11 protein-coding genes and 1 CRISPR repeat array (1 of these 12 running past the window's edge) are annotated in these 21174 nt (G+C 41.5%); of the genes, 9 read left to right on the top strand and 2 right to left on the bottom strand.

Translation table 11 applies throughout. The annotated features are described in order from the left end of the window. Position 1: 1 nt before the first annotated feature. A complete protein-coding gene (locus tag LPB68_RS06025) occupies positions 2-583 on the bottom strand; it encodes a fatty acid metabolism transcriptional regulator FadR (protein WP_068659249.1) in 582 nt (193 codons plus the stop codon). A gap of 195 nt (positions 584-778) precedes the next feature. Between LPB68_RS06025 and LPB68_RS06020 the strand changes: the two genes are divergently transcribed. The 6 genes from LPB68_RS06020 to LPB68_RS05995 all read left to right on the top strand — a co-directional run bounded on the left by LPB68_RS06020 (position 779) and on the right by LPB68_RS05995 (position 10583). After that, the gene (locus tag LPB68_RS06020) at positions 779-2965 is read left to right on the top strand and encodes a (Fe-S)-binding protein (protein ID WP_068659251.1); all 2187 of its coding nucleotides are present in this window, start codon (positions 779-781) and stop codon (positions 2963-2965) included. After that, the gene (locus LPB68_RS06015) at positions 2962-5361 is read left to right on the top strand and encodes a 3-hydroxyacyl-CoA dehydrogenase/enoyl-CoA hydratase family protein (RefSeq protein WP_068659253.1); all 2400 of its coding nucleotides are present in this window, start codon (positions 2962-2964) and stop codon (positions 5359-5361) included. Before LPB68_RS06020 ends, LPB68_RS06015 begins: the two co-directional genes overlap by 4 nt. Positions 5362-5386: 25 nt before the next feature. After that, positions 5387-6571, top strand: coding sequence for an acetyl-CoA C-acyltransferase (locus LPB68_RS06010; protein WP_068659255.1), 1185 nt, complete (start codon positions 5387-5389; stop codon positions 6569-6571). A 33-nt stretch (positions 6572-6604) separates the two neighbouring features. Further along, the gene (locus LPB68_RS06005; RefSeq protein ID WP_068659257.1) at positions 6605-8386 is read left to right on the top strand and encodes an acyl-CoA dehydrogenase family protein; all 1782 of its coding nucleotides are present in this window, start codon (positions 6605-6607) and stop codon (positions 8384-8386) included. A gap of 27 nt (positions 8387-8413) precedes the next feature. Continuing rightward, complete coding sequence (locus LPB68_RS06000; RefSeq protein ID WP_198402166.1) at positions 8414-10084, top strand: AMP-binding protein; 1671 nt, start codon at positions 8414-8416, stop codon at positions 10082-10084. 73 nt (positions 10085-10157) lie between these two features. Further along, the gene (locus LPB68_RS05995; protein WP_068659260.1) at positions 10158-10583 is read left to right on the top strand and encodes a PaaI family thioesterase; all 426 of its coding nucleotides are present in this window, start codon (positions 10158-10160) and stop codon (positions 10581-10583) included. Positions 10584-10674: 91 nt separating this feature from the next. Here the strand turns inward: LPB68_RS05995 and LPB68_RS05990 are convergent, their stop codons facing one another. Further along, positions 10675-11544 carry an aldose epimerase family protein gene (locus tag LPB68_RS05990; protein WP_068659262.1) on the bottom strand — a complete coding sequence of 290 codons (870 nt, stop codon included), beginning with the start codon at positions 11542-11544 and terminating at the stop codon, positions 10675-10677. 148 nt (positions 11545-11692) lie between these two features. On the opposite strand from LPB68_RS05990, the gene LPB68_RS05985 reads away from it, so the two are divergent. From LPB68_RS05985 to LPB68_RS05975, 3 genes are all read left to right on the top strand, one after another. Then, entirely contained in the window at positions 11693-12448 is a 756-nt protein-coding gene (locus LPB68_RS05985; RefSeq protein ID WP_068659264.1) for a YheC/YheD family protein, read from the top strand. A gap of 219 nt (positions 12449-12667) precedes the next feature. Beyond that, the gene (locus LPB68_RS05980) at positions 12668-13228 is read left to right on the top strand and encodes a TetR/AcrR family transcriptional regulator (RefSeq protein WP_232510249.1); all 561 of its coding nucleotides are present in this window, start codon (positions 12668-12670) and stop codon (positions 13226-13228) included. A 41-nt stretch (positions 13229-13269) separates the two neighbouring features. Continuing rightward, positions 13270-15567 (top strand): MMPL family transporter, encoded by a 2298-nt coding sequence (locus LPB68_RS05975; RefSeq protein ID WP_068659266.1) that lies wholly within the window; start codon positions 13270-13272, stop codon positions 15565-15567. A gap of 496 nt (positions 15568-16063) precedes the next feature. Next, positions 16064-21174: a CRISPR direct-repeat array (repeat unit 32 nt; unit sequence GTCGCACTCTATATGAGTGCGTGGATTGAAAT) (it continues 3508 nt past the right edge of the window).

Here is a 21174-nt window from a genome sequence, read left to right as displayed (position 1 = left end):
TTTATTTCAAACCTTTCAAGAAAAATTCAACCGTTTTGTCTATCTGAGCTGTCAATGAATATTTACGACCGGAGATCAGCCAAGAGTTGACCACCTCATCCATACCCCCAAATAATAATAAGCGTGTTAACTTGATATCGAGGTCAGGTCGGAAACTTCCTTCTTGTACTCCCTGTATTAGAATTTTCTCGATCAATTGAATATAGGGTTTCACAGAAAGTCCGATTGCTTTACGAAGTTCAAGCGAACTTTGGCGAAGCTCGATCTGAGTTACATAGGCGAGATTCACATTCTGCTCCAGTTCAGTGAAATGGATCTCACAAATTTTTCGTAACGCCTCATCTGCCGAATTTGCTTCTTGCACGCTATTGTTGAACATACTGACCAAGTCACCTAATCGTTGTTGAAAGAGGGAAATGAGAATATCTTCTTTGTTTTTAAAATAAAGATAGACAGTACCGTCTGCTATACCTGCCTCCTTAGCAATTTTGGATATTTGTGATCCATGAAATCCATTCTCTGCTATGACCTTTAGGGCAGCTTCCAAAATTAAATCAAATTTTTCTTGTTTTCTACTTGTCATGGAGACACCTCGGTGATAGTATTTGAATCAAATGAATGAATACTCATTCATTTTTACTAATCATATGGGAAATGCTGCATGAAGTCAATGAGTTATGAGTTCTCATTCGTTGAATTTAGTGTTATTAAATTGATTTTTTGTAATCGCTTTCATTGGGAATGGTGTGTTTATTAACATCCAGAAAGGAGAGGGACCATGAGCTGGCAGATGATTAATTTTATTTTGTTTTTGGCGGTAACGGGGTACGGATTGTATTTATTCTATAAGGTTGTGTACCATCGCTACCTATATCTGAAGCTTGGCGCACCAGTCGACTTCCGACAATTGGGTGAAGGTCGGTTGACTGAGTTCCTATCACAGGTATTTGGGCAGAAGAAATTGTTGAAGGATCCGAAAAGTGGAATCATGCACATTATGATCTTCTATGGATTCATTATTTTACAGTTGGGTGCCTTGGACTTGATTGTAAAAGGGTTAACCGTAGGCAAACACTTACCGATTCCAGGGTATGACGCCTTCGGACTCATGCAGGAAGTAACTGTGGTTCTTATCTTGGTTGCGATGGGTTATGCCACTTATCGGCGATATGGGGAGAAGCTGACTCGATTGAAGAAAGGTTGGAAGCCTAGTATCGTAGTATTTTTTATCTTCTTCTTGATGTTATCTGTCGTCCTTAGTTTAAGTTTCGAACGGTTGTGGTTGGATTTAGAGTTTAGCGGTTACGCTCCGATCTCGTCTATCGTTGCGCTAGTTTTTACGGGGATTTCTAGTTCTACGGCCTATGGTTGGTTTATTGGTTTTTGGTGGATGCATTTGCTGATTCTTTTGTCATTTCTAGTCTATGTGCCACAGTCGAAGCATTTCCATATTATAACTGCCCCCCTAAATATTTGGTTTCGTCGTAGCGAACCTGTAGGTAAGCTCACTAAGTTAGATTTGGAAGATGAAGAAGCAGAGTCATTCGGCGTAGGTCAAATTGAGGATTTCTCACAGAAACAAATGCTCGACTTCTACGCTTGCGTGGAATGTGGACGTTGTACTGATGTCTGTCCTGCAAGTAATACGGGTAAAGTTCTCTCACCTATGCACCTAATTACGAAGCTTCGTGATCATATGGTGGAGAAAGGAACTGTGATCACAAGCAAGTCCCCTTGGGCGCCACAATATTTATTCACTACAAGTGGAAACCATGCCTTAGTTACGGAAGAGAAAGAATCTATTGATTGGCAAGCGAACGACAGTGGCATTACGAATATCTCTCCGACACTAGACTGGCATAAATCAACATGGACTATACAGAACAAGAAACCTGAAGAGATGGAGCTAATAGGTGATGTCATAACGGAAGAGGAAATTTGGTCCTGTACGACTTGCCGTAATTGTGAAGATCAATGTCCAGTAAGTAACGAACACGTGGATAAAATCATTGATCTACGCCGACATCTGGTCTTGATGCAAGGTAATGTTCCTCATGAGGGGCAACGTGCATTGCAGAATATCGAGAGACAAGGGAATCCGTGGGGACTGAACCGAAATGATCGTGCTGCATGGACAGGGGACATCGGAGGGATTAAAGTGCCAACGGTAAAGGAGAATCCTCATTTTGAATACTTATTTTTTGTTGGATCCATGGGTTCCTTTGATCTTCGAAGCCGCTCGATTTCTAGAGCTTTTGCCCGATTATTGAATGAGTCTGGCATTTCCTTCGCTATTCTGGGAAACGAGGAGAAGAATTCAGGTGATACTCCCCGTCGGATGGGTAATGAAATGTTATTTCAACAACTATGCAGTGACAATATTAAGATTTTCCAGAAATACAATGTTCGGAAGATCGTCACGGCCTGTCCTCATACATTTAATACATTAAAGAATGAGTATCCTGAATTTGGACTCGAAGGGGTGGAAGTCGTCCATCATACACAGTTACTGGATCAGCTTATTCAGGCAGGGAAATTGAAACCGCGATATGAGGTGAAGGAACGAATTACGTATCATGATTCATGTTATCTAGGACGCTATAACAATGTCTATGATGAACCACGTAATATTCTGAGAGCTATTCCAGGAGTTGAATTGGCTGAAATGAAGCGAACTCGTGAGAACGGGATGTGCTGTGGTGCCGGTGGTGGCATGATGTGGATGGAGGAAACAGCGGGTAAGCGGGTAAATCTTGCTCGTACCGAGCAAGCGTTAGAAGTGAATCCAACGGTCATTAGTAGTGCTTGCCCTTACTGTCTTACGATGATGGAAGATGGTACCAAGATGAAGGAAGTGGAAGATCGTGTTAAAGCGAAGGATATCGCAGAAATTCTGGAACAGTCTGTATTTGGGGATCACCCAATCCGCTTCAAACAAGTATCTGAACTGGAGGTAACAAGATGAATAAATCCATTCGCAAGGCAGCTGTCATTGGCTCGGGAATTATGGGTTCTGGTATTGCTGCTCATCTAGCTAACGTTGGAATACCGTGCTTATTGTTAGATATGGTGCCGAAAGAATTGACTGCTGAAGAGGATAAGAAAGGATATACCCTAGAACATCCTGCGGTTAGAAATCGTTTGGCTACTGGAGCTATTGCGAGATTAAGAAAGACGAACCCATCGCCTCTTTACGACGATGACTTCGCAGACCGAATTACGCCTGGGAATCTAGAGGACCACCTTTCGCAGATTTCGGAAGTGGATTGGGTGATTGAGGTTGTCGTCGAGAATCTACAAGTGAAAAAGGATTTATTGAGTCAAATTGAGCGCCAGTGGAAGCCCGGAACAATTGTCAGTTCTAATACATCAGGGATTTCTATTCAAGAGATGGTTGCTGATTGTAGCGAAGCATTTCAGAAATATTTTCTTGGAACACACTTTTTTAATCCACCTCGATATATGAAGTTGTTAGAAATTATTCCAGGGACAAAGACGGATCCAAAGATTGTTCAACAGATGAAGTTATTGTGCGAGAATGTTCTGGGTAAAGGCGTTGTGCTTGCAAAGGATACTCCTAATTTTATCGCGAATCGAATTGGAACATATGGACTTCTTATTACATTGCAACAGATGTTGAAGAATGGATTTACTGTGGAGGAAGTGGATGCGGTTACTGGACCTGCGATGGGGCGCCCCAAGAGTGCTACCTTCCGAACGTTGGATCTCGTAGGACTAGATACATTCATTCATGTGGCAGATAACGTGTACCGTAATATTACAGATGAATCGGAAAAAGCGGCGTTTGCAACACCTGACGCGATCAGTAGCATGGTCGCCAGGGGCTGGCTTGGTGAGAAGTCTGGTCAAGGGTTCTATTTGAAACAAAAGGGTGAAAACGGGAGTGAAATAAATTCACTTCATCTATCGTCGATGGAATACCATCCTCAGAAAAAGGTGACTTCTGGATCGCTTGAAGCAGCCAAACTAGCAAAAGGAGCTAGAGCGAAAACAAAGGCATTAATCGTAACCGGTGATCGCTATTCTGAATTCGCGTGGAATATTCTAAAGCAGGTGCTGATATACTCTGCTGAAAAGGTCGGCGAAATTGCCAATTCAATTCATGAAATCGATGAAGCGATGAAGTGGGGGTTCAACTGGGAGTTGGGTCCGTTTGAGACATGGGACGCTTTGGGATTAGTTAGATCTGTTGAACGAATGGAAAAGGAAGGATTGACTGTCCCTCTATGGGTGAAAGAATGGATTGCACAGGGGAATCAATCGTTCTATCAGAAGGATCAAGGGGCTTTATATGTTGTTGTAGATCAACGATATTCGTTGGTTGAACAACCAGCAAAGATCATTTCACTGAGCAACTTGAAGGAACAGAACAAGATTGTGAAAGGAAACAATGGTGCGAGTCTGATCGATCTTGGTGACGGTGTAGCTTGCTTGGAATTTCATTCGCCTAACAATGCCATTGGTGCAGATATTCTGATGATGATCCAACAAAGTTTAGTGGAAGTACGAAATAACTTTGAAGGAATGGTGATTGCTAATCAGGGGCGGAATTTCTGTGTTGGCGCTAATATCATGCTGTTGTTGATGGAGGCACAGGATGAAGAGTGGGATGAAATAGATGGTATTATTCGATTGTTCCAGAACACCATGTACAAAGTGAAAAGGTTTGAGAAGCCTGTTGTGGCCGCACCACATCGAATGACTTTGGGCGGAGGCGTAGAGGCATGTATGCCTGCCGATCAAGTGATTGCTGGGGCCGAGACGTATTATGGCTTAGTTGAAGCAGGTGTTGGTCTCATCCCTGCGGGTGGAGGATGCAAGGAATTTGCAATGAGGATAAGTCAACGTGTAGACGGACATCCAGAAGCGGATCTTCAACCTTATTTGAACCATGTATTTGAAACGGTTGGTATGGCTAAAGTCTCAAGCAGCGGCCATGATGCTAAAAAGTTAGGATATCTTCGATCTACAGATCGCATTATTGCGAGTCAGGATCATTTAATATACGAAGCTAAACAGGCTGTTCTTCAGATGAGTCGAGCAGGTTATGAACCGATGGTAGAAGGGAAAATTCGAGTTGCTGGTTCAGAAGGTAAATCTGTCTTGCAACTTGGTGCTATTGGAATGAAGCAAAGTGGCTATATTAGCGATCACGATCTGTTAATTGCCAAGAAGTTGGCTCATGTACTAGCCGGTGGTGATGTTCCAGCAGGCAGTCTTGTAAGCGAACAATATATGCTCGATTTGGAGCGGGAAGCATTCTTGAGCTTGTGTGGAGAACCGAAGACCCAACAGCGGATGCAACATATGTTGACGAAAGGTAAGGCGTTACGAAATTAACATTCCGGGGAGTGTGAGGATTTCTATGAAAGAAGCTGTAATTGTATCCATGGCACGTACCGCGATTGGCAGATCTAAGAAAGGAAGTCTAGTGCAGACACGTGCGGATGAATTGGGAAAAGTCGTTCTAGAAGCTGTAATCAATCGAGCACCCGGTCTTAGAAAAGAGGATGTAGAGGATATCATCATCGGCTGTGCAATGCCGGAAGGGGGACAGGGATTAAACTTTGCTCGTATCATGTCGCTGTATGCTGGATTTCCGGTTACGGTTCCGGCTATGACAATAAATCGGTTCTGCTCCTCAGGATTACAGTCAATCGCTTTTGCAGCCGAACGGATTATGTTAGGGAATGCTGACATCATGATAGCAGGTGGAGTAGAAAGTATGAGTCATGTTCCGATGACAGGCTTTAAGATTTCACCAAACCCGAGGATTGTTGAGGAAATGCCAGAAGTCTATATCGGCATGGGGCATACTGCTGAGAACGTCGCGGAGAGATTTAATGTGTCGCGTGAAGATCAGGATCGATTTGCTGCACAATCACATGTGAAAGCAGCAAGAGCGATTGCGGAGGGAAAATTTAAGGATGAGATTGTTCCTATTCAAGTGGAGTTAAAGCGTGTGGATGAGAATGGTCAGGTCGCGGTTACATCTTTCATCTTCGATATGGATGAAGGTGTTCGGGCTAATACAACTGTTGAGACACTGAGTAAGCTGAAACCTGCCTTCAAATTAGGAGGCACGGTTACGGCTGGTAATACTTCTCAGACAAGTGATGGTGCAGCCGCGGTCGTGATGATGAGTAAAGAGAAAGCTGACGAACTTGGATTGAAACCTCTAGCAACGTTTCGATCTTTTGCATTGTCAGGGGTAGAGCCTGAAATCATGGGAGTGGGACCCATCAAAGCTATTCCCAAGGCATTGCAGATGGCTGGAATTACGCTTGAAGATGTTAGTTTATTTGAGATAAATGAGGCTTTCGCTTCCCAATGTGTGCATGTGATTCGTGAACTTGGGATTGATGAGGAGAAGGTTAACGTGAATGGTGGAGCGATTGCACTTGGACATCCGCTAGGATGTACAGGGACAAAAGTGACCACGACTCTGATCAATGAACTGCGACGGCGTGGGGGTGGTTATGGAGTGGTCTCCATGTGTATTGGAGGAGGAATGGGAGCAGCAGGCGTATTTGAAGTTCATCCGCAATAAAAATCACTCGTGAGGGCAAAGGAGAGGAAATCAATGAGTAAGACGATGAGCAAAGTATTAGGCGGAAGTTACATGATTGAGGATATTGATTACCAACAAATCGTAACACCAGAGGACTTTACGGAAGAACATCGTATGATAGCGGAGACAACGGAACAATTCGTGGCTACTGAGATTGCCCCCAAGGATGAAGAAGTGGAGAAATTGAACTACGCATTAACAGTGGAGTTGCTGCAAAAAGCTGGTGAGATCGGCTTGCTTGGCGCGGAAGTTCCAGAGAATTATGGTGGTTTAGGCCTAGATAAAGTGAGCGCCACGTTGATTAATGAGAAGCTTACGAAGGCTTCATCATTCGCATTATCTTTTGGTGCACATGTAGGGATTGGCACGCTTCCGATAGTATATTTCGGTACGGAAGAGCAGAAGCAGAAGTATCTACCGTCGTTGGCTACAGGTGAGAAAATTGCAGCTTATTGTCTAACGGAGCCCTCTTCTGGATCGGATGCTCTTGGTGCCAAAACATCGGCTACGTTGACTGAAGATGGTCAGCATTACATTTTAAATGGAAGTAAGCAATTCATTACAAACGCAGCATTTGCTGATATATTCATCGTATACGCGAAAGTCAATGGCACGGAGTTCAGTACCTTTATCGTAGAACGAACGATGGAAGGGGTTAGTATCGGTCCAGAAGAGAAGAAGATGGGAATCAAAGGTTCTTCTACGTGTCCACTGATCCTGGAGGATGTCAAAGTTCCAGTAGAGAACTTGTTATGGGAAGTAGGCAAAGGGCATTTGATCGCTTTTAACATTCTAAATATTGGCCGCTTCAAATTAGCTGCTGGATGTGTCGGAGCTGCGAAAGATTCAATCGAGCTAGCTGCAAAATATGCCAATGAACGCACGCAATTTGACCGTAAGATATCCTCGTTTCCCCTTATTGGCAAGAAACTGGCGGAAATGAACATGCGGACGTTTGTGCTGGAAAGTATGGTATATCGGACGGCGGGCCTATTTGATATCGGATTAGCTGAAGTGGATTATGATAGTCCGAATGTTGGATATCAATCGGCTAAAGCCATTGCAGAATATCAATTAGAATGCTCTATTAACAAAGTATTTGGATCAGAAACACTTGATTTCGTCGTAGATGAGGGTGTTCAGATTCATGGAGGTTATGGATTCATTCAAGAATATCGGATTGAACGTAATTATCGAGATTCGCGCATCAATCGTATTTTCGAAGGGACGAATGAAATTAATCGGTTGCTAATCCCCGGGACATTAATTAAGCGGGCGATGAAAGGCGAATTACCTTTAATGCAGAAGGCACAAGCGTTGCAATCAGAATTATTAGGATTAGTTCCTGGTCAATTATTCGAAGGCACATTGGAGCAAGAAACACACCTGCTATCCATGACGAAGAAAATATTCCTCATGGTCGGTGCGCAAGCCCTACAAAAGTATCAAATGAAGTTAGAGCAAGAACAAGAAGTATTAAGCCATCTGGCTGATATGATGATTACGGTGTTCGCAATGGAAAGCGCTCTCTTACGAACTAGGAAGTTGATCGATCAAGTTGGTGAGGCTAAAGCGACCAATGCGATAGATATGACAGTGGCTTTTATACACGAGGAATTTGAGCGGATTGAATGTTGGGCGAAAGAAACGCTAGCTGCCATGGAATCAGGAGATACACTTCGTACTGGGCTCTCAGTATTGAAAAAACTGACAAGAAAAACACAGGTTAATACGTTAGGATTAAAACGGAAAATTGCTGCCAAAGTCATCGAAGCGGAAAAGTACGTGGTGTAACGGATTCTTGAGAATGGGGTGGATAGCGTGTCAAATAAACCATGGTTGGAACATTATCCGGTTGAAGTACCCGCAACATTTGATTATCCGAAGCAGAATTTGGCCCAATTTCTGGTGCAGTCTACAGCATTATATCCGGACCAGATCGCCCTAGACTTTCTAGGGAATAAGATTTCGTATAAAGCTTTATTAGATTCGGTGTATCGCTTTACGAATGCCCTGCTTAAGCTGGGTATTCGTAAAGGAGACAGAGTAGCTGTCATGTTACCGAATTGCCCACAAGCCGTCATCGCATATTATGGGACGCTACTTATGGGCGGTATCGTCGTGATGACGAACCCACTCTATATGCCGCGAGAATTAGAGCATCAATTGAATGATGCGAGCGTTAAGATGATTGTAACGCTGGACATTCTATTCGATCGGGTGCAGAAATCGACAGAGAAAATACCATTGGACTATATTCTAGTAACCTCAATTAAGGATTACTTGCCATTTCCGAAAAATTTACTATATCCCCTGAAGAATAAAAAGACGGGCGACCCGATCTCATATGGGAATAGTGTATTACCATTCCTCCCTTTCTTGAAACAGTCGACAGCTGAGCCAAACGATACTCCAGTGGATGCTGATGAGGATCTTGCACTCATTCAATACACGGGTGGGACTACGGGTTTCGCTAAGGGTGTGATGCTTACTCATATGAATCTGGTAGCCAATACGCATCAGAGTAAGCTCTGGTTCTACCGTGCTCAAATAGGTAAGGAACGTTATTTTGCAGCCCTACCCTTTTTCCATGTGTTCGGTATGACCGTGTTGCTTAACCAATCCGTTCTTATGGCTGGTACATTAATATTAATTCCACGTTTTGATATTGGTCAGGTGTTGAAGACGATGAATCGATTGAAGCCGACTGTATTTCCTGGAGCACCAACCATGTATATTGCCGTGATCAATCATCCTGATATTCAGAAATTCGATCTTTCCTCAGTGAAAATATGTATTAGTGGTGCTGCTTCTTTACCGGTTGAAGTTCAGGAGCGTTTTGAGAGGATGACAGGAGGAACATTAATTGAAGGTTACGGTCTGACAGAAGCGTCACCGGTAACACATGCGAACAACCTATGGGAGAAGCGAAAAGTTGGTTCTATCGGCATCCCTTTTCCTGATACTGAAGCACGTATCGTACACCCGGATACGGGAGATGAGATGCCACAAGGTGATATTGGAGAGTTGATTATCCGAGGACCGCAGGTGATGAAGGGATACTGGCAACAACCTGAAGAAACAAAGAAGGCGCTTCGTGATGGATGGCTATATACAGGAGATTTGGCTCGGATGGACGACGAGGGTTTCTTCTATATACTGGATCGACGTAAAGATCTGATTATCGCAGGTGGGTATAATATATATCCACGAGAAGTGGAAGAAGTGCTGTTCGAACATCCCGATGTAGAAGAAGCTGTTGTAGCTGGCGTGGTAGATCCATATCGTGGTGAGACGGTGAAAGCATATATTATACTTAAAGAGGGCGCAACAGCGAATGAAGAGGATCTAAAACGTTGGTGTAAGGAGAAGTTAGCAGTGTATAAAGTTCCTAGAGTATACGAATTTCGTCAATCATTTCCTAAGACATTGGTAGGTAAAGTTCTTCGACGGAAATTGATTGATGAAGACGCCGATAAGATGCCTAAGTAATATAAATAACCTTTAACGCTTGTTAATTCCTGTAAGAGTATATTGAAAAGGGTAAGGTTGAGGAGGTGTATTTATGAAGGACAATTCGGATAATATTCATCCTAATTTTGGAGAATGGGAACAGCTTGCCAAGTCTACATTCTGGGGGTTCGTAGGTTGTGTATTTGAAGAATTAAAGGAGCAGAAGGTAGTTGTTTCAATTGATATACTGCCTCATCATTTAAACCAAATAGGTATACTGCATGGCGGTGTACACGCAACTTTAATTGATTCTGCGATGGGTTTGATAGGAATGATTGCTAGGCCAGAGAATAACATCGTTACAACGAATTTAACATTAAACTATGTTGCACCCGTAGAGAAAGGAAAAGTCTTTGTAACAGCTGAAATTATTCATAGTTCGCGTAAATTGATTAATACTCAAGCTTATGTGCGTACAGAGAACGGAGAATTATGTGCTTTTGGTACGGGAACATTCCGTGTAATTTCGAAACCTTAGTCTTAATATTACAATTCGAAAGTGGCATCTCCGAACAGGAAACTCTTAGTTCGGAGATGCCACTTGTTGTGCATTTTTAACATATAAAAAGTTAAATCAATGATTCTGCTTTTATTTGGATGGTGGATGTGTGCGATTGGTTGGCTTCAAGTAATTGAATACCTTGTCCAACGTTCATACCATTTACAGGAGCCATCCAAGGCTCTATACATACAAAGGGTTTTCCTTGTAGTGCCCAAAGTACAATATACTGATATACATCCTCTGAGGTGATCGTTACTTTCAGTTGTCTTGTATGATCAATCATCTCACAGCTATTAGATTGTAATTGATCATAAATGACGTTAGATTCGTCTTGGTTAAAGTTAAACTTATCTTCTACTATACTATTAGGTATCATTTCCTTGTAAGTAGATGACGGAACTTGTAATGCAAGATTTTCTTTATCCGCTACATAGAAATAAGGGTGGTAACCCAAGTAGAACGGCATCACTTTATCATCCATATTATGAATAGTAGCCTGAATACTTAAACCATTTTCGTTAAGTGTATATTGCATGATCAGTTTGAAATGGAAAGGATATCGAATCAAAGTCTCTTCATTATCTACCATTTCAAGGGTGATTGAAGCACTGTTGTCATCAGCGGAAGTATGAATAACTTGGCCTACTAGATTACGCGCAAAGCCGTGCTGCTTTAATTGATAAGCTGTATCTTTGTAATAATAAGTCTCATCAACTAAGTAGCTACTAATAGGAAACAAAATAGGATTGCCACCACGTATGTTTTTCGATAGGTCTTCCAATGTTTCTTGCTCAAGATAAAAAATTGATTCGTTATTGTACATATATTTACTGATAATACAGCCTCGTTCGGGAACCACTTCAATATAAATTTGACGATCTTCGCTTGCTAGTACATACGTTTCAAATTGATCTTGCTTAGCGTAACAAGTAAACATAATCTTCCTCCTATAGTTGAACCATATTGTCCCAATATTACCTAATTAAATTTAATCAATCAATGGGATAATTCAGATGTTGGGCAAAAGCGGTGACAGGCTAATTCCCCATAACATATGCTATGTAATGAATAGGAGGTCTTATGCGATGAAATACACCAGCGCTTCAATCAAAAGTAAATGGGTAAAAACAAACTGGATATTGAAGCATCCGGATCTAAGGAAGCATGTTCCACAAACATTACTTTTTAATAAAAAGAACTTGATTTCAATGTTTGCTTCTTATTCCACTGTTTATTTCAAACCTACGGGTGGTTCCGGGGGATTCAATGTTATTCGCATGAAAAGAATCAAGAAGGGTTACCAAATCCAAGTAAATACAGTCAAATCTACTTATGAATCAATAGATCGGTTATATGATAAGTTATGTCGCTATGCCAGTAACAAATCTTATTTATTGCAAAAGGGGATTAAGCTGGCTAGTACGAATAGTAAACCCTTTGATATTCGTGTCATGGTGCAAAAGACGAATAAGGGTGCATGGATTAGCAGTTCCATTTTCACAAAGATCGGAAAGAAGGAAAAGGTTGCTACAAACTACAATCAAGGTGGGAAAATTGGGTACTTCTATGAAACAATGTCAGGTGCAGGATATCATAAAGACGAAATTCAGCGTATGGAAACTAAATTGAAGAAGATGGGTGTAACGGTAGGAAATCATTTCGACCGACAGATAAAGGGATTCAGGGAACTTGGCTTGGACGTGGCGTTGGACCCCAAAGGTGAATCGTGGATTCTGGAAGTAAATACAAGACCCCAATTCTACCCCTTAAAGATGATGAAGGATAAAAAGGCCTACCAACAAATCATTTCTTATGCTAAGCAATATGGGAGATATAAATAAGATGGAAGAGAGATAGTATTTTGAATACCCGAATATTCTTGTGAAGACGAACTCCAGATATTTAGAGAGTTCGTCTCTTGTTTTTTTTTTTTTTTTGCGTAATGCGCAAAATTGCACTTTGGGCAAAAATATTGTAAACTAACTGTTAGTTGGGAAAAAGCGGAAAGGAGGAGTTACACGATTAAAACAAGTCTAAGGTACATAAAAAAGGAAGCGACGGTGCGAGCTCTTGCCAATGCTGCCTTTGAACTTGCTCTCGAACACGGTCTTGATGGGTTCATCGTTGAAGATGTGGTAGGGCGAGCAGGGTATTCTAGAAGAACGTTTACCAATTATTTTTCCTGTAAGGAAGAAGCCGTTGCATCAGGAGCTACTATATTTAATGACACGATTGAAATAGAACAATTGTTAGAGAATTTATCTGAAGATACCCCACCGATCGATATCCTTTTCCAATTGATAAAAACGCAGCTTACTGTAGATTATTTAAAAAAAATTCGTGAACTCGCATTGATCTGCAAAAAAAATCCATCTATGGAACCTTACTTTCTTGATGTAATATATCGCTTGCATGTTGACGCCCAAAAAACGTTAATCATCATAACGAATGGGAAGGTTGATGAAGTATATATTCATCTTCTAGTAGGGGCAGTTTATGGTGCTATGTTGCCCGTCATCGATGGAAGTCTTCATGTAGAGTTTCCAGATCAACCGTCATCCAATAGTGCATTCCATCAGTATATGGAGAAAATTTACAAATATTTAAAGAACGGCTTTTAAACACACATACTTATTAAGATAGTTGGAGGGAAAATAGAGAGATGTCCACATTTTTATACAAAATTAGTAATAAGGCTTTTCGAAAGCCTTGGTATTTCATTGTAAGTTGGTTGGCCATTGTAGGTCTTGTCGCAACATTGTTAGGCATAAACGGCATTCATATAAGCAACGAGATGAAAATAGAAGGTACGGAATCACAGCGAGTGTTGGACCAGTTATCCAATGAGCTTCCGATTGCTTCAGGTGGGCAAGGTAGTGTTGTATTTAAGGCTTCTGATGATCAAAGATTGGATACACCAGAGCGTGGTGCTGCGATTGGTAAGATCATTTCAGAGGTATATCATTTAGATTATGTAGTTAACACTGCAGAGCTCGCATCAGGAGCTAATGATTTGAATGCCATGATGATGCAGAATGCAAATCCAGATGATTTGCCTCCATACGGTATCATGATCGTGGATGGTATGCCACTTCCAGGAGTGTTGCTCTCTGCCGACGGTACAATTGCATTATTCCAATTTCAGTTTACAGATGAGTTGACAGCTATTCCTCAAGATGTGAAGGATACGATTATTGAGACCGTAACCGCTCTTGAGAAAGAAGAAGAAATATCCGTACTTCCTAGTGAATCACTGCTATCTCTGGAGATTGGAATTGGATCCGGAGAAGTGATTGGATTGATTGTGGCTGCGATTGTGTTATTGATGACTTTAGGGTCTGTGGTCGCTGCAGGTCTTCCGTTACTCACAGCACTTTTAGGTATTGCTATAGGGGTCGGGGGAGCGTTCTCAATTTCGAGTTTTATTGAAATGACGAATGTTTCAGCTATTCTAGGACTTATGATTGGTCTGGCAGTTGGGATTGATTATTGCTTATTCATTGTTAATCGCCAACGTCGGTTGATATTTGATCAGGGATTGAGTGCTCAGGAAGCAGCAAGCAGAGCGACTGGTACTGCTGGAAGTGCGGTATTCTTCGCAGGATTAACTGTTATTATTGCTTTGTGTGGCATGCTGGTTATGGGTATTTCGTTCTTATCGACCATGGCATTAGTAGCTGCAGCAACAGTTTTGGTTAATATGTTACTTGTGTTGACGTTATTACCGGCTTTGCTTGGTTTAGTGGGCGAGAAGATATGTTCTCCAAAAGCTCGTAACAAGAATCAGCTAAAAGCAGCAAATGCAACACGTATTGGATTTTCTGATAGATGGGTCAGAGGTGTTGTGAAGTTTCGCTGGCTAGTCATTGTTGTAGTTATTGTAATCCTAGGGATTGCAGCGACACCGATACTGAAAATGGATATGGGTATCCCTGGAGCGGCCACAGCGAATTTAGATACGGCGGCTAGGCAAAGTTATGATGCGATTTCAGAGGGATTTGGTGAAGGATTTAACGGACCACTAATTTTGGTTGCAGAGTTAGAGGACTCATCTTCAAAGCTTACAATCGAACATCTGATGGGTCTCGTGATGGAGCTTCAAAGTCAGGACAACGTATCTCAAGTATCGCCTTTAGGTATCAATGAGAATGGTAATTTGGCTATATTCAGTCTAATTCCAGATACGGGACCTACGGATATAGAAACGAAAGAATTGGTACAGCAATTACGTGAACTTGACCTACAGACGGGTGGGGGAGTTACGTTAGGCGTTACCGGATTTACAGCTGTAAATATTGACATGTCGGTTAAGTTGGGCAATGTTTTTCCAATTTATATTGGTATTATAGTTATTCTTTCGCTGATTATTCTCATGTTAGTCTTTCGTTCAATTGTTGTACCCATTAAAGCAACGCTTGGTTTTCTACTAAGTATACTGGCAACATTCGGTATCACCACAGCAGTGTTTCAATGGGGATGGCTGAATGATGTATTCGGTTTCGATACGGGTGGACCGTTGCTTAGCTTTATGCCGATTGTAACGACCGGTATTCTCTACGGTCTGGCTATGGATTATCAGGTGTTCCTTGTTAGTTCCATGCGCGAATCATACGTTCATGGGCATAAGGGTAAGGAGTCCATTGTTCATGGATACAATCAAGCAAGCCGTGTGGTGCTAGGTGCGGCAGTCATTATGGTATCTGTTTTTGCTGGATTTATATTTACCGATGATATCATGATCAAACAGATCGGTTTTGCGTTAACGATCGGTATCTTTATTGACACGTTTCTTGTACGAATGACATTGGTTCCTGCTGTTATGGCTATTTTCGGTGAAAAAGCTTGGTGGTTACCCAAGTGGTTAGATCGTATCTTGCCAAACTTAGATGTCGAAGGAGACAAATTAATCGCTAAGTTAGATAAACCGAATGAAATATTGCGCAAAGATCAAGAGAGTTGATTATGTAGGGGACGGGGATTCTGAGGAATCCCTGTTTTTTTTGGTGGGAAGTCAAATGTAAGTGGGATTGTCACGAATCGTTATAAAGAAATTCAGAGTATAATTCAAGCTTTTCCTTGTGAGAAATATATGGTAGTAAATTAATAGTATTGGCTTCTAATATATAGGAATCACATGTCTCAAGAGATTCGGTTGGCTATCTCTTTCAAATAATCATTACCTTATTTAGATAATTGTTATAAAATATTAGAAACAATGATAAATATAAGTTTCAAGACCTTGGAGAAAAGTGAAGTTAAATATCATTGGAGGCATTTGATTTTCTAGTGCGAACCAGAAGCACACATGAAATTCCTAGGAGGTTCGCACCTGAAAAAGTCAATAACCAGCCCATATTTGGTAAATATTATAATTAAAGACGAAAAGAAAAAGGGTAGATTCACTTGTTTTTACAGTAAAATAGTAAAAAACTTACTTCTTTGATCATCTTTTCGGAGTCGCACTCTATATGAGTGCGTGGATTGAAATCGATGGTAGTGTCATTTTCACTACTCTAGGCTCTCGTCGCACTCTATATGAGTGCGTGGATTGAAATCGTGGTCTTGGCATAGTTACACCCTTTACTAATTGTCGCACTCTATATGAGTGCGTGGATTGAAATTTTCTCAAATTTATCTCTTTGATCCACTATTTTTGCGTCGCACTCTATATGAGTGCGTGGATTGAAATTTAATAGCATCATTAATCATCTTGTCTAAGTCCGTCGCACTCTATATGAGTGCGTGGATTGAAATGTCTTTCTCACCTCCCTTCTCGGTTATCGTTTAGGTCGCACTCTATATGAGTGCGTGGATTGAAATTCCATAAAAAATACCCCCTTTTCCATAATAGAAGTCGCACTCTATATGAGTGCGTGGATTGAAATGTTCAAGTATAGGCTGAAATGCCCTCAATGAATGTCGCACTCTATATGAGTGCGTGGATTGAAATTTGGTTCTGAAAGGTCGGCAGCAGGGTTTTACGTGTCGCACTCTATATGAGTGCGTGGATTGAAATCCATCAACCAAGATGGGAGAACATCACACTCACGGTCGCACTCTATATGAGTGCGTGGATTGAAATGAATACGTAGATTGCTTACACTTTTTCCTTTCAAGTCGCACTCTATATGAGTGCGTGGATTGAAATGATGGTCAGTACTAAGTTAGGAGATACACTAGCGTCGCACTCTATATGAGTGCGTGGATTGAAATTCCTCATGCTCTTCGGCACACCCACGCGGTACAGTCGCACTCTATATGAGTGCGTGGATTGAAATTGCTTGCAACAATCCTTCAACCCATGTTGTGCCAGTCGCACTCTATATGAGTGCGTGGATTGAAATACATTGATCTACCATCTCAGTTGTTTTAGATTCGTCGCACTCTATATGAGTGCGTGGATTGAAATTTGCTTGAGTGGATCGGTAACGAAATCAAGATTTGTCGCACTCTATATGAGTGCGTGGATTGAAATAACAACGTTGGAGCAATCCAAGCCTCTTGAGTTTGTCGCACTCTATATGAGTGCGTGGATTGAAATAGGATTAACCTTGTCTAATTGACCGCCACTCTTTGGTCGCACTCTATATGAGTGCGTGGATTGAAATCGTGAACCGGTGATTTGTTGATTGTTTGAGCCGGGTCGCACTCTATATGAGTGCGTGGATTGAAATTTTGTAACGCCTGATCTTTGTCCCTTTGTGATAAAGTCGCACTCTATATGAGTGCGTGGATTGAAATATATTGATATCCACCTAATTCAAAGTCATTGTTTGGTCGCACTCTATATGAGTGCGTGGATTGAAATACACAATCTTCATCACGTTTACTACACCATTGCTTGTCGCACTCTATATGAGTGCGTGGATTGAAATTTCCAAGATCGGACACGATGTATCTATGAATGTGTCGCACTCTATATGAGTGCGTGGATTGAAATTCCTTCACCTCGACTAATTCCAATTGAACACTGCTTAGTCGCACTCTATATGAGTGCGTGGATTGAAATCATTACCTCCCTCAGATAAGCCATGCCGACCTCAGTCGCACTCTATATGAGTGCGTGGATTGAAATCGTTTGGTCATTATCACAACGTCCATCTGGAATATGTCGCACTCTATATGAGTGCGTGGATTGAAATTTCATAGGTTAATTGTATTTGATTAGGGGTTTTAGTCGCACTCTATATGAGTGCGTGGATTGAAATTCTCAACTACAGTTTAGGGAACAGTATTGGTGCTGTCGCACTCTATATGAGTGCGTGGATTGAAATTTCAATACGTGTTACTCTGTCACGCACCTCATAGAGTCGCACTCTATATGAGTGCGTGGATTGAAATATTATTCTTGGGTCTATTACAAATTTAACTTTAGGTCGCACTCTATATGAGTGCGTGGATTGAAATTCGTAAAGCTAAGTATTTAGAATTTAATAGTATTGTCGCACTCTATATGAGTGCGTGGATTGAAATCACTATTAGAAGCGACACAAGTAGATTCTGACATGAGTCGCACTCTATATGAGTGCGTGGATTGAAATGTAATCATAAAGGAACTATTGAAATTCGGGATGCTGTCGCACTCTATATGAGTGCGTGGATTGAAATATAATCTCAGCTGGATCCTTCCTTTTTCTTCCCGTCGCACTCTATATGAGTGCGTGGATTGAAATGCTTTTAACTGTCATCAAACGTGCCTAGGTCGTGCTGTCGCACTCTATATGAGTGCGTGGATTGAAATTGTAGCGCCTGCATCTCTCTAAGTGCCGTAGCGTCGTCGCACTCTATATGAGTGCGTGGATTGAAATTCTCATTGAATTATTTAGATTCACTTTTATAGAGTCGCACTCTATATGAGTGCGTGGATTGAAATTATCGACCTTTTGGGGCAGTGTGTCAGGTTTCCGTCGCACTCTATATGAGTGCGTGGATTGAAATTTGTAACTTGGCTCCATCAAAGAATGCCTTTGGGTCGCACTCTATATGAGTGCGTGGATTGAAATCTCATGATTGCTAGGTAACTTAATCTGACCATCTTTGTCGCACTCTATATGAGTGCGTGGATTGAAATCCCTTTACACTAGAATCAATCACTTTAAGCATACAAGTCGCACTCTATATGAGTGCGTGGATTGAAATTCTTCCTGATCGCTCTCCGTCGGATCAGGAGTAAATGTCGCACTCTATATGAGTGCGTGGATTGAAATCTCCTGGCTTCATCGTGAATTTTCTCTAACTCTGTCGCACTCTATATGAGTGCGTGGATTGAAATCGAATATCGACATTAGCCTTGCCACCTCTTCCTGTCGCACTCTATATGAGTGCGTGGATTGAAATATTTTAATTCCACCTCCCCTACTTTGGAATTGGTAGTCGCACTCTATATGAGTGCGTGGATTGAAATTTTAACATTGCTAGATAAGTAAACGTAGCGCGATTGTCGCACTCTATATGAGTGCGTGGATTGAAATTTGTTTAGTGATATGCCAAGTCCTGCAAATGTTTGGTCGCACTCTATATGAGTGCGTGGATTGAAATAATTGTACTAAATATTTCACCGCTTGCTGTACTATAAAGTCGCACTCTATATGAGTGCGTGGATTGAAATTGATTATGTATCATTTACTAATCAATTAAATCAGTCGCACTCTATATGAGTGCGTGGATTGAAATTGCTTCATATGGAATTATTGGAAAATCCTCAATGCGTCGCACTCTATATGAGTGCGTGGATTGAAATTTAATAGTTAGGGGGCTATTTTATTTTTGAAAATGTCGCACTCTATATGAGTGCGTGGATTGAAATCTCAATCGGAATCGGCTCTTCATTCATCGTCCTTAAGTCGCACTCTATATGAGTGCGTGGATTGAAATGCCTTATGCGCTACGCAAGCTATTTTGTCATATAGTCGCACTCTATATGAGTGCGTGGATTGAAATTGTATAAGCAGGGTGCCCCTGCACTGCCTATTCTGTCGCACTCTATATGAGTGCGTGGATTGAAATCTTTGCGGAAAATGTGGATCGCCAAGATTACTTGAAGTCGCACTCTATATGAGTGCGTGGATTGAAATTGTATTTCTCGTCCAGTTCAAAACAGCTTGTTTATTGTCGCACTCTATATGAGTGCGTGGATTGAAATTCCTAAAACATTGCTACCAATCACAGCAGTCGTTGTCGCACTCTATATGAGTGCGTGGATTGAAATTTTTGGGCTAATAATCCTTTGGCAGACTGTAAAATTGTCGCACTCTATATGAGTGCGTGGATTGAAATCGATTGACCGTAGCAGGGCAAACCTTTTCAGCATGTCGCACTCTATATGAGTGCGTGGATTGAAATAACCAATACTTTAACTTTTGAACTTAGTCTAACTGTGTCGCACTCTATATGAGTGCGTGGATTGAAATATTTAACACTGGTATGTTTTGCGATATGCTAACTTGGTCGCACTCTATATGAGTGAGTGGATTGAAATCATTTCATACTCCACACCTGAACCCCCTTATTTTTGTCGCACTCTATATGAGTGCGTGGATTGAAATCACTGAATGTCCCGCGGCTATTTGCCGACCGACCTGGTCGCACTCTATATGAGTGCGTGGATTGAAATTATAAGATTGGTAGTCCAACCCTTAACCTTATCCCGTCGCACTCTATATGAGTGCGTGGATTGAAATCACAAAGTAGCTCACGTTGTCGCTCAATCCAAGGTAGTCGCACTCTATATGAGTGCGTGGATTGAAATGCGTACTCCTCTAATAGATCGATAACTTGTAACCGTCGCACTCTATATGAGTGCGTGGATTGAAATCGGTAGCATCCGGAGCCAAGGAAACGAAGGATGACGTCGCACTCTATATGAGTGCGTGGATTGAAATCCGCAGGTACGTTAATTAACGCAGTCATCGCGAACGTCGCACTCTATATGAGTGCGTGGATTGAAATATCATGAATGCCACAATGAGATACATGGGCGCTTTGGTCGCACTCTATATGAGTGCGTGGATTGAAATTTGTCCACGTAGATATGTTACTTCGACTGTATCCGGTCGCACTCTATATGAGTGCGTGGATTGAAATAGTTCCATCCCGAGCGCAATAGGAAATGTTCATGTCGCACTCTATATGAGTGCGTGGATTGAAATCTAAATCCATAGGTAACATTAAAGCCAATGGAACAGTCGCACTCTATATGAGTGCGTGGATTGAAATATCTAGATGTAAACGGAAAATATTCTCGTAAAGCTGTCGCACTCTATATGAGTGCGTGGATTGAAATATGATGTTTGATGCAATGAACAACGTTAATGATAGTCGCACTCTATATGAGTGCGTGGATTGAAATTCCCATTGCTTGCTGTAGAGCTTGTCTTTCTTTTGGTCGCACTCTATATGAGTGCGTGGATTGAAATCAAAATAGGACTTGTAACAGGTGATTTTACAGGCGTCGCACTCTATATGAGTGCGTGGATTGAAATAGCTAGTGATAATGCGCTGAAATATGCAATTGTAGGTCGCACTCTATATGAGTGCGTGGATTGAAATACCAGTATCACCTTTATCA

This window comes from Paenibacillus crassostreae, assembly GCF_001857945.1.
In the GTDB taxonomy this organism is placed as follows: Bacteria; Bacillota; Bacilli; order Paenibacillales; family Paenibacillaceae; genus Paenibacillus_AQ; species Paenibacillus_AQ crassostreae.
This window is presented reverse-complemented; position numbering and strand designations above follow the sequence as displayed.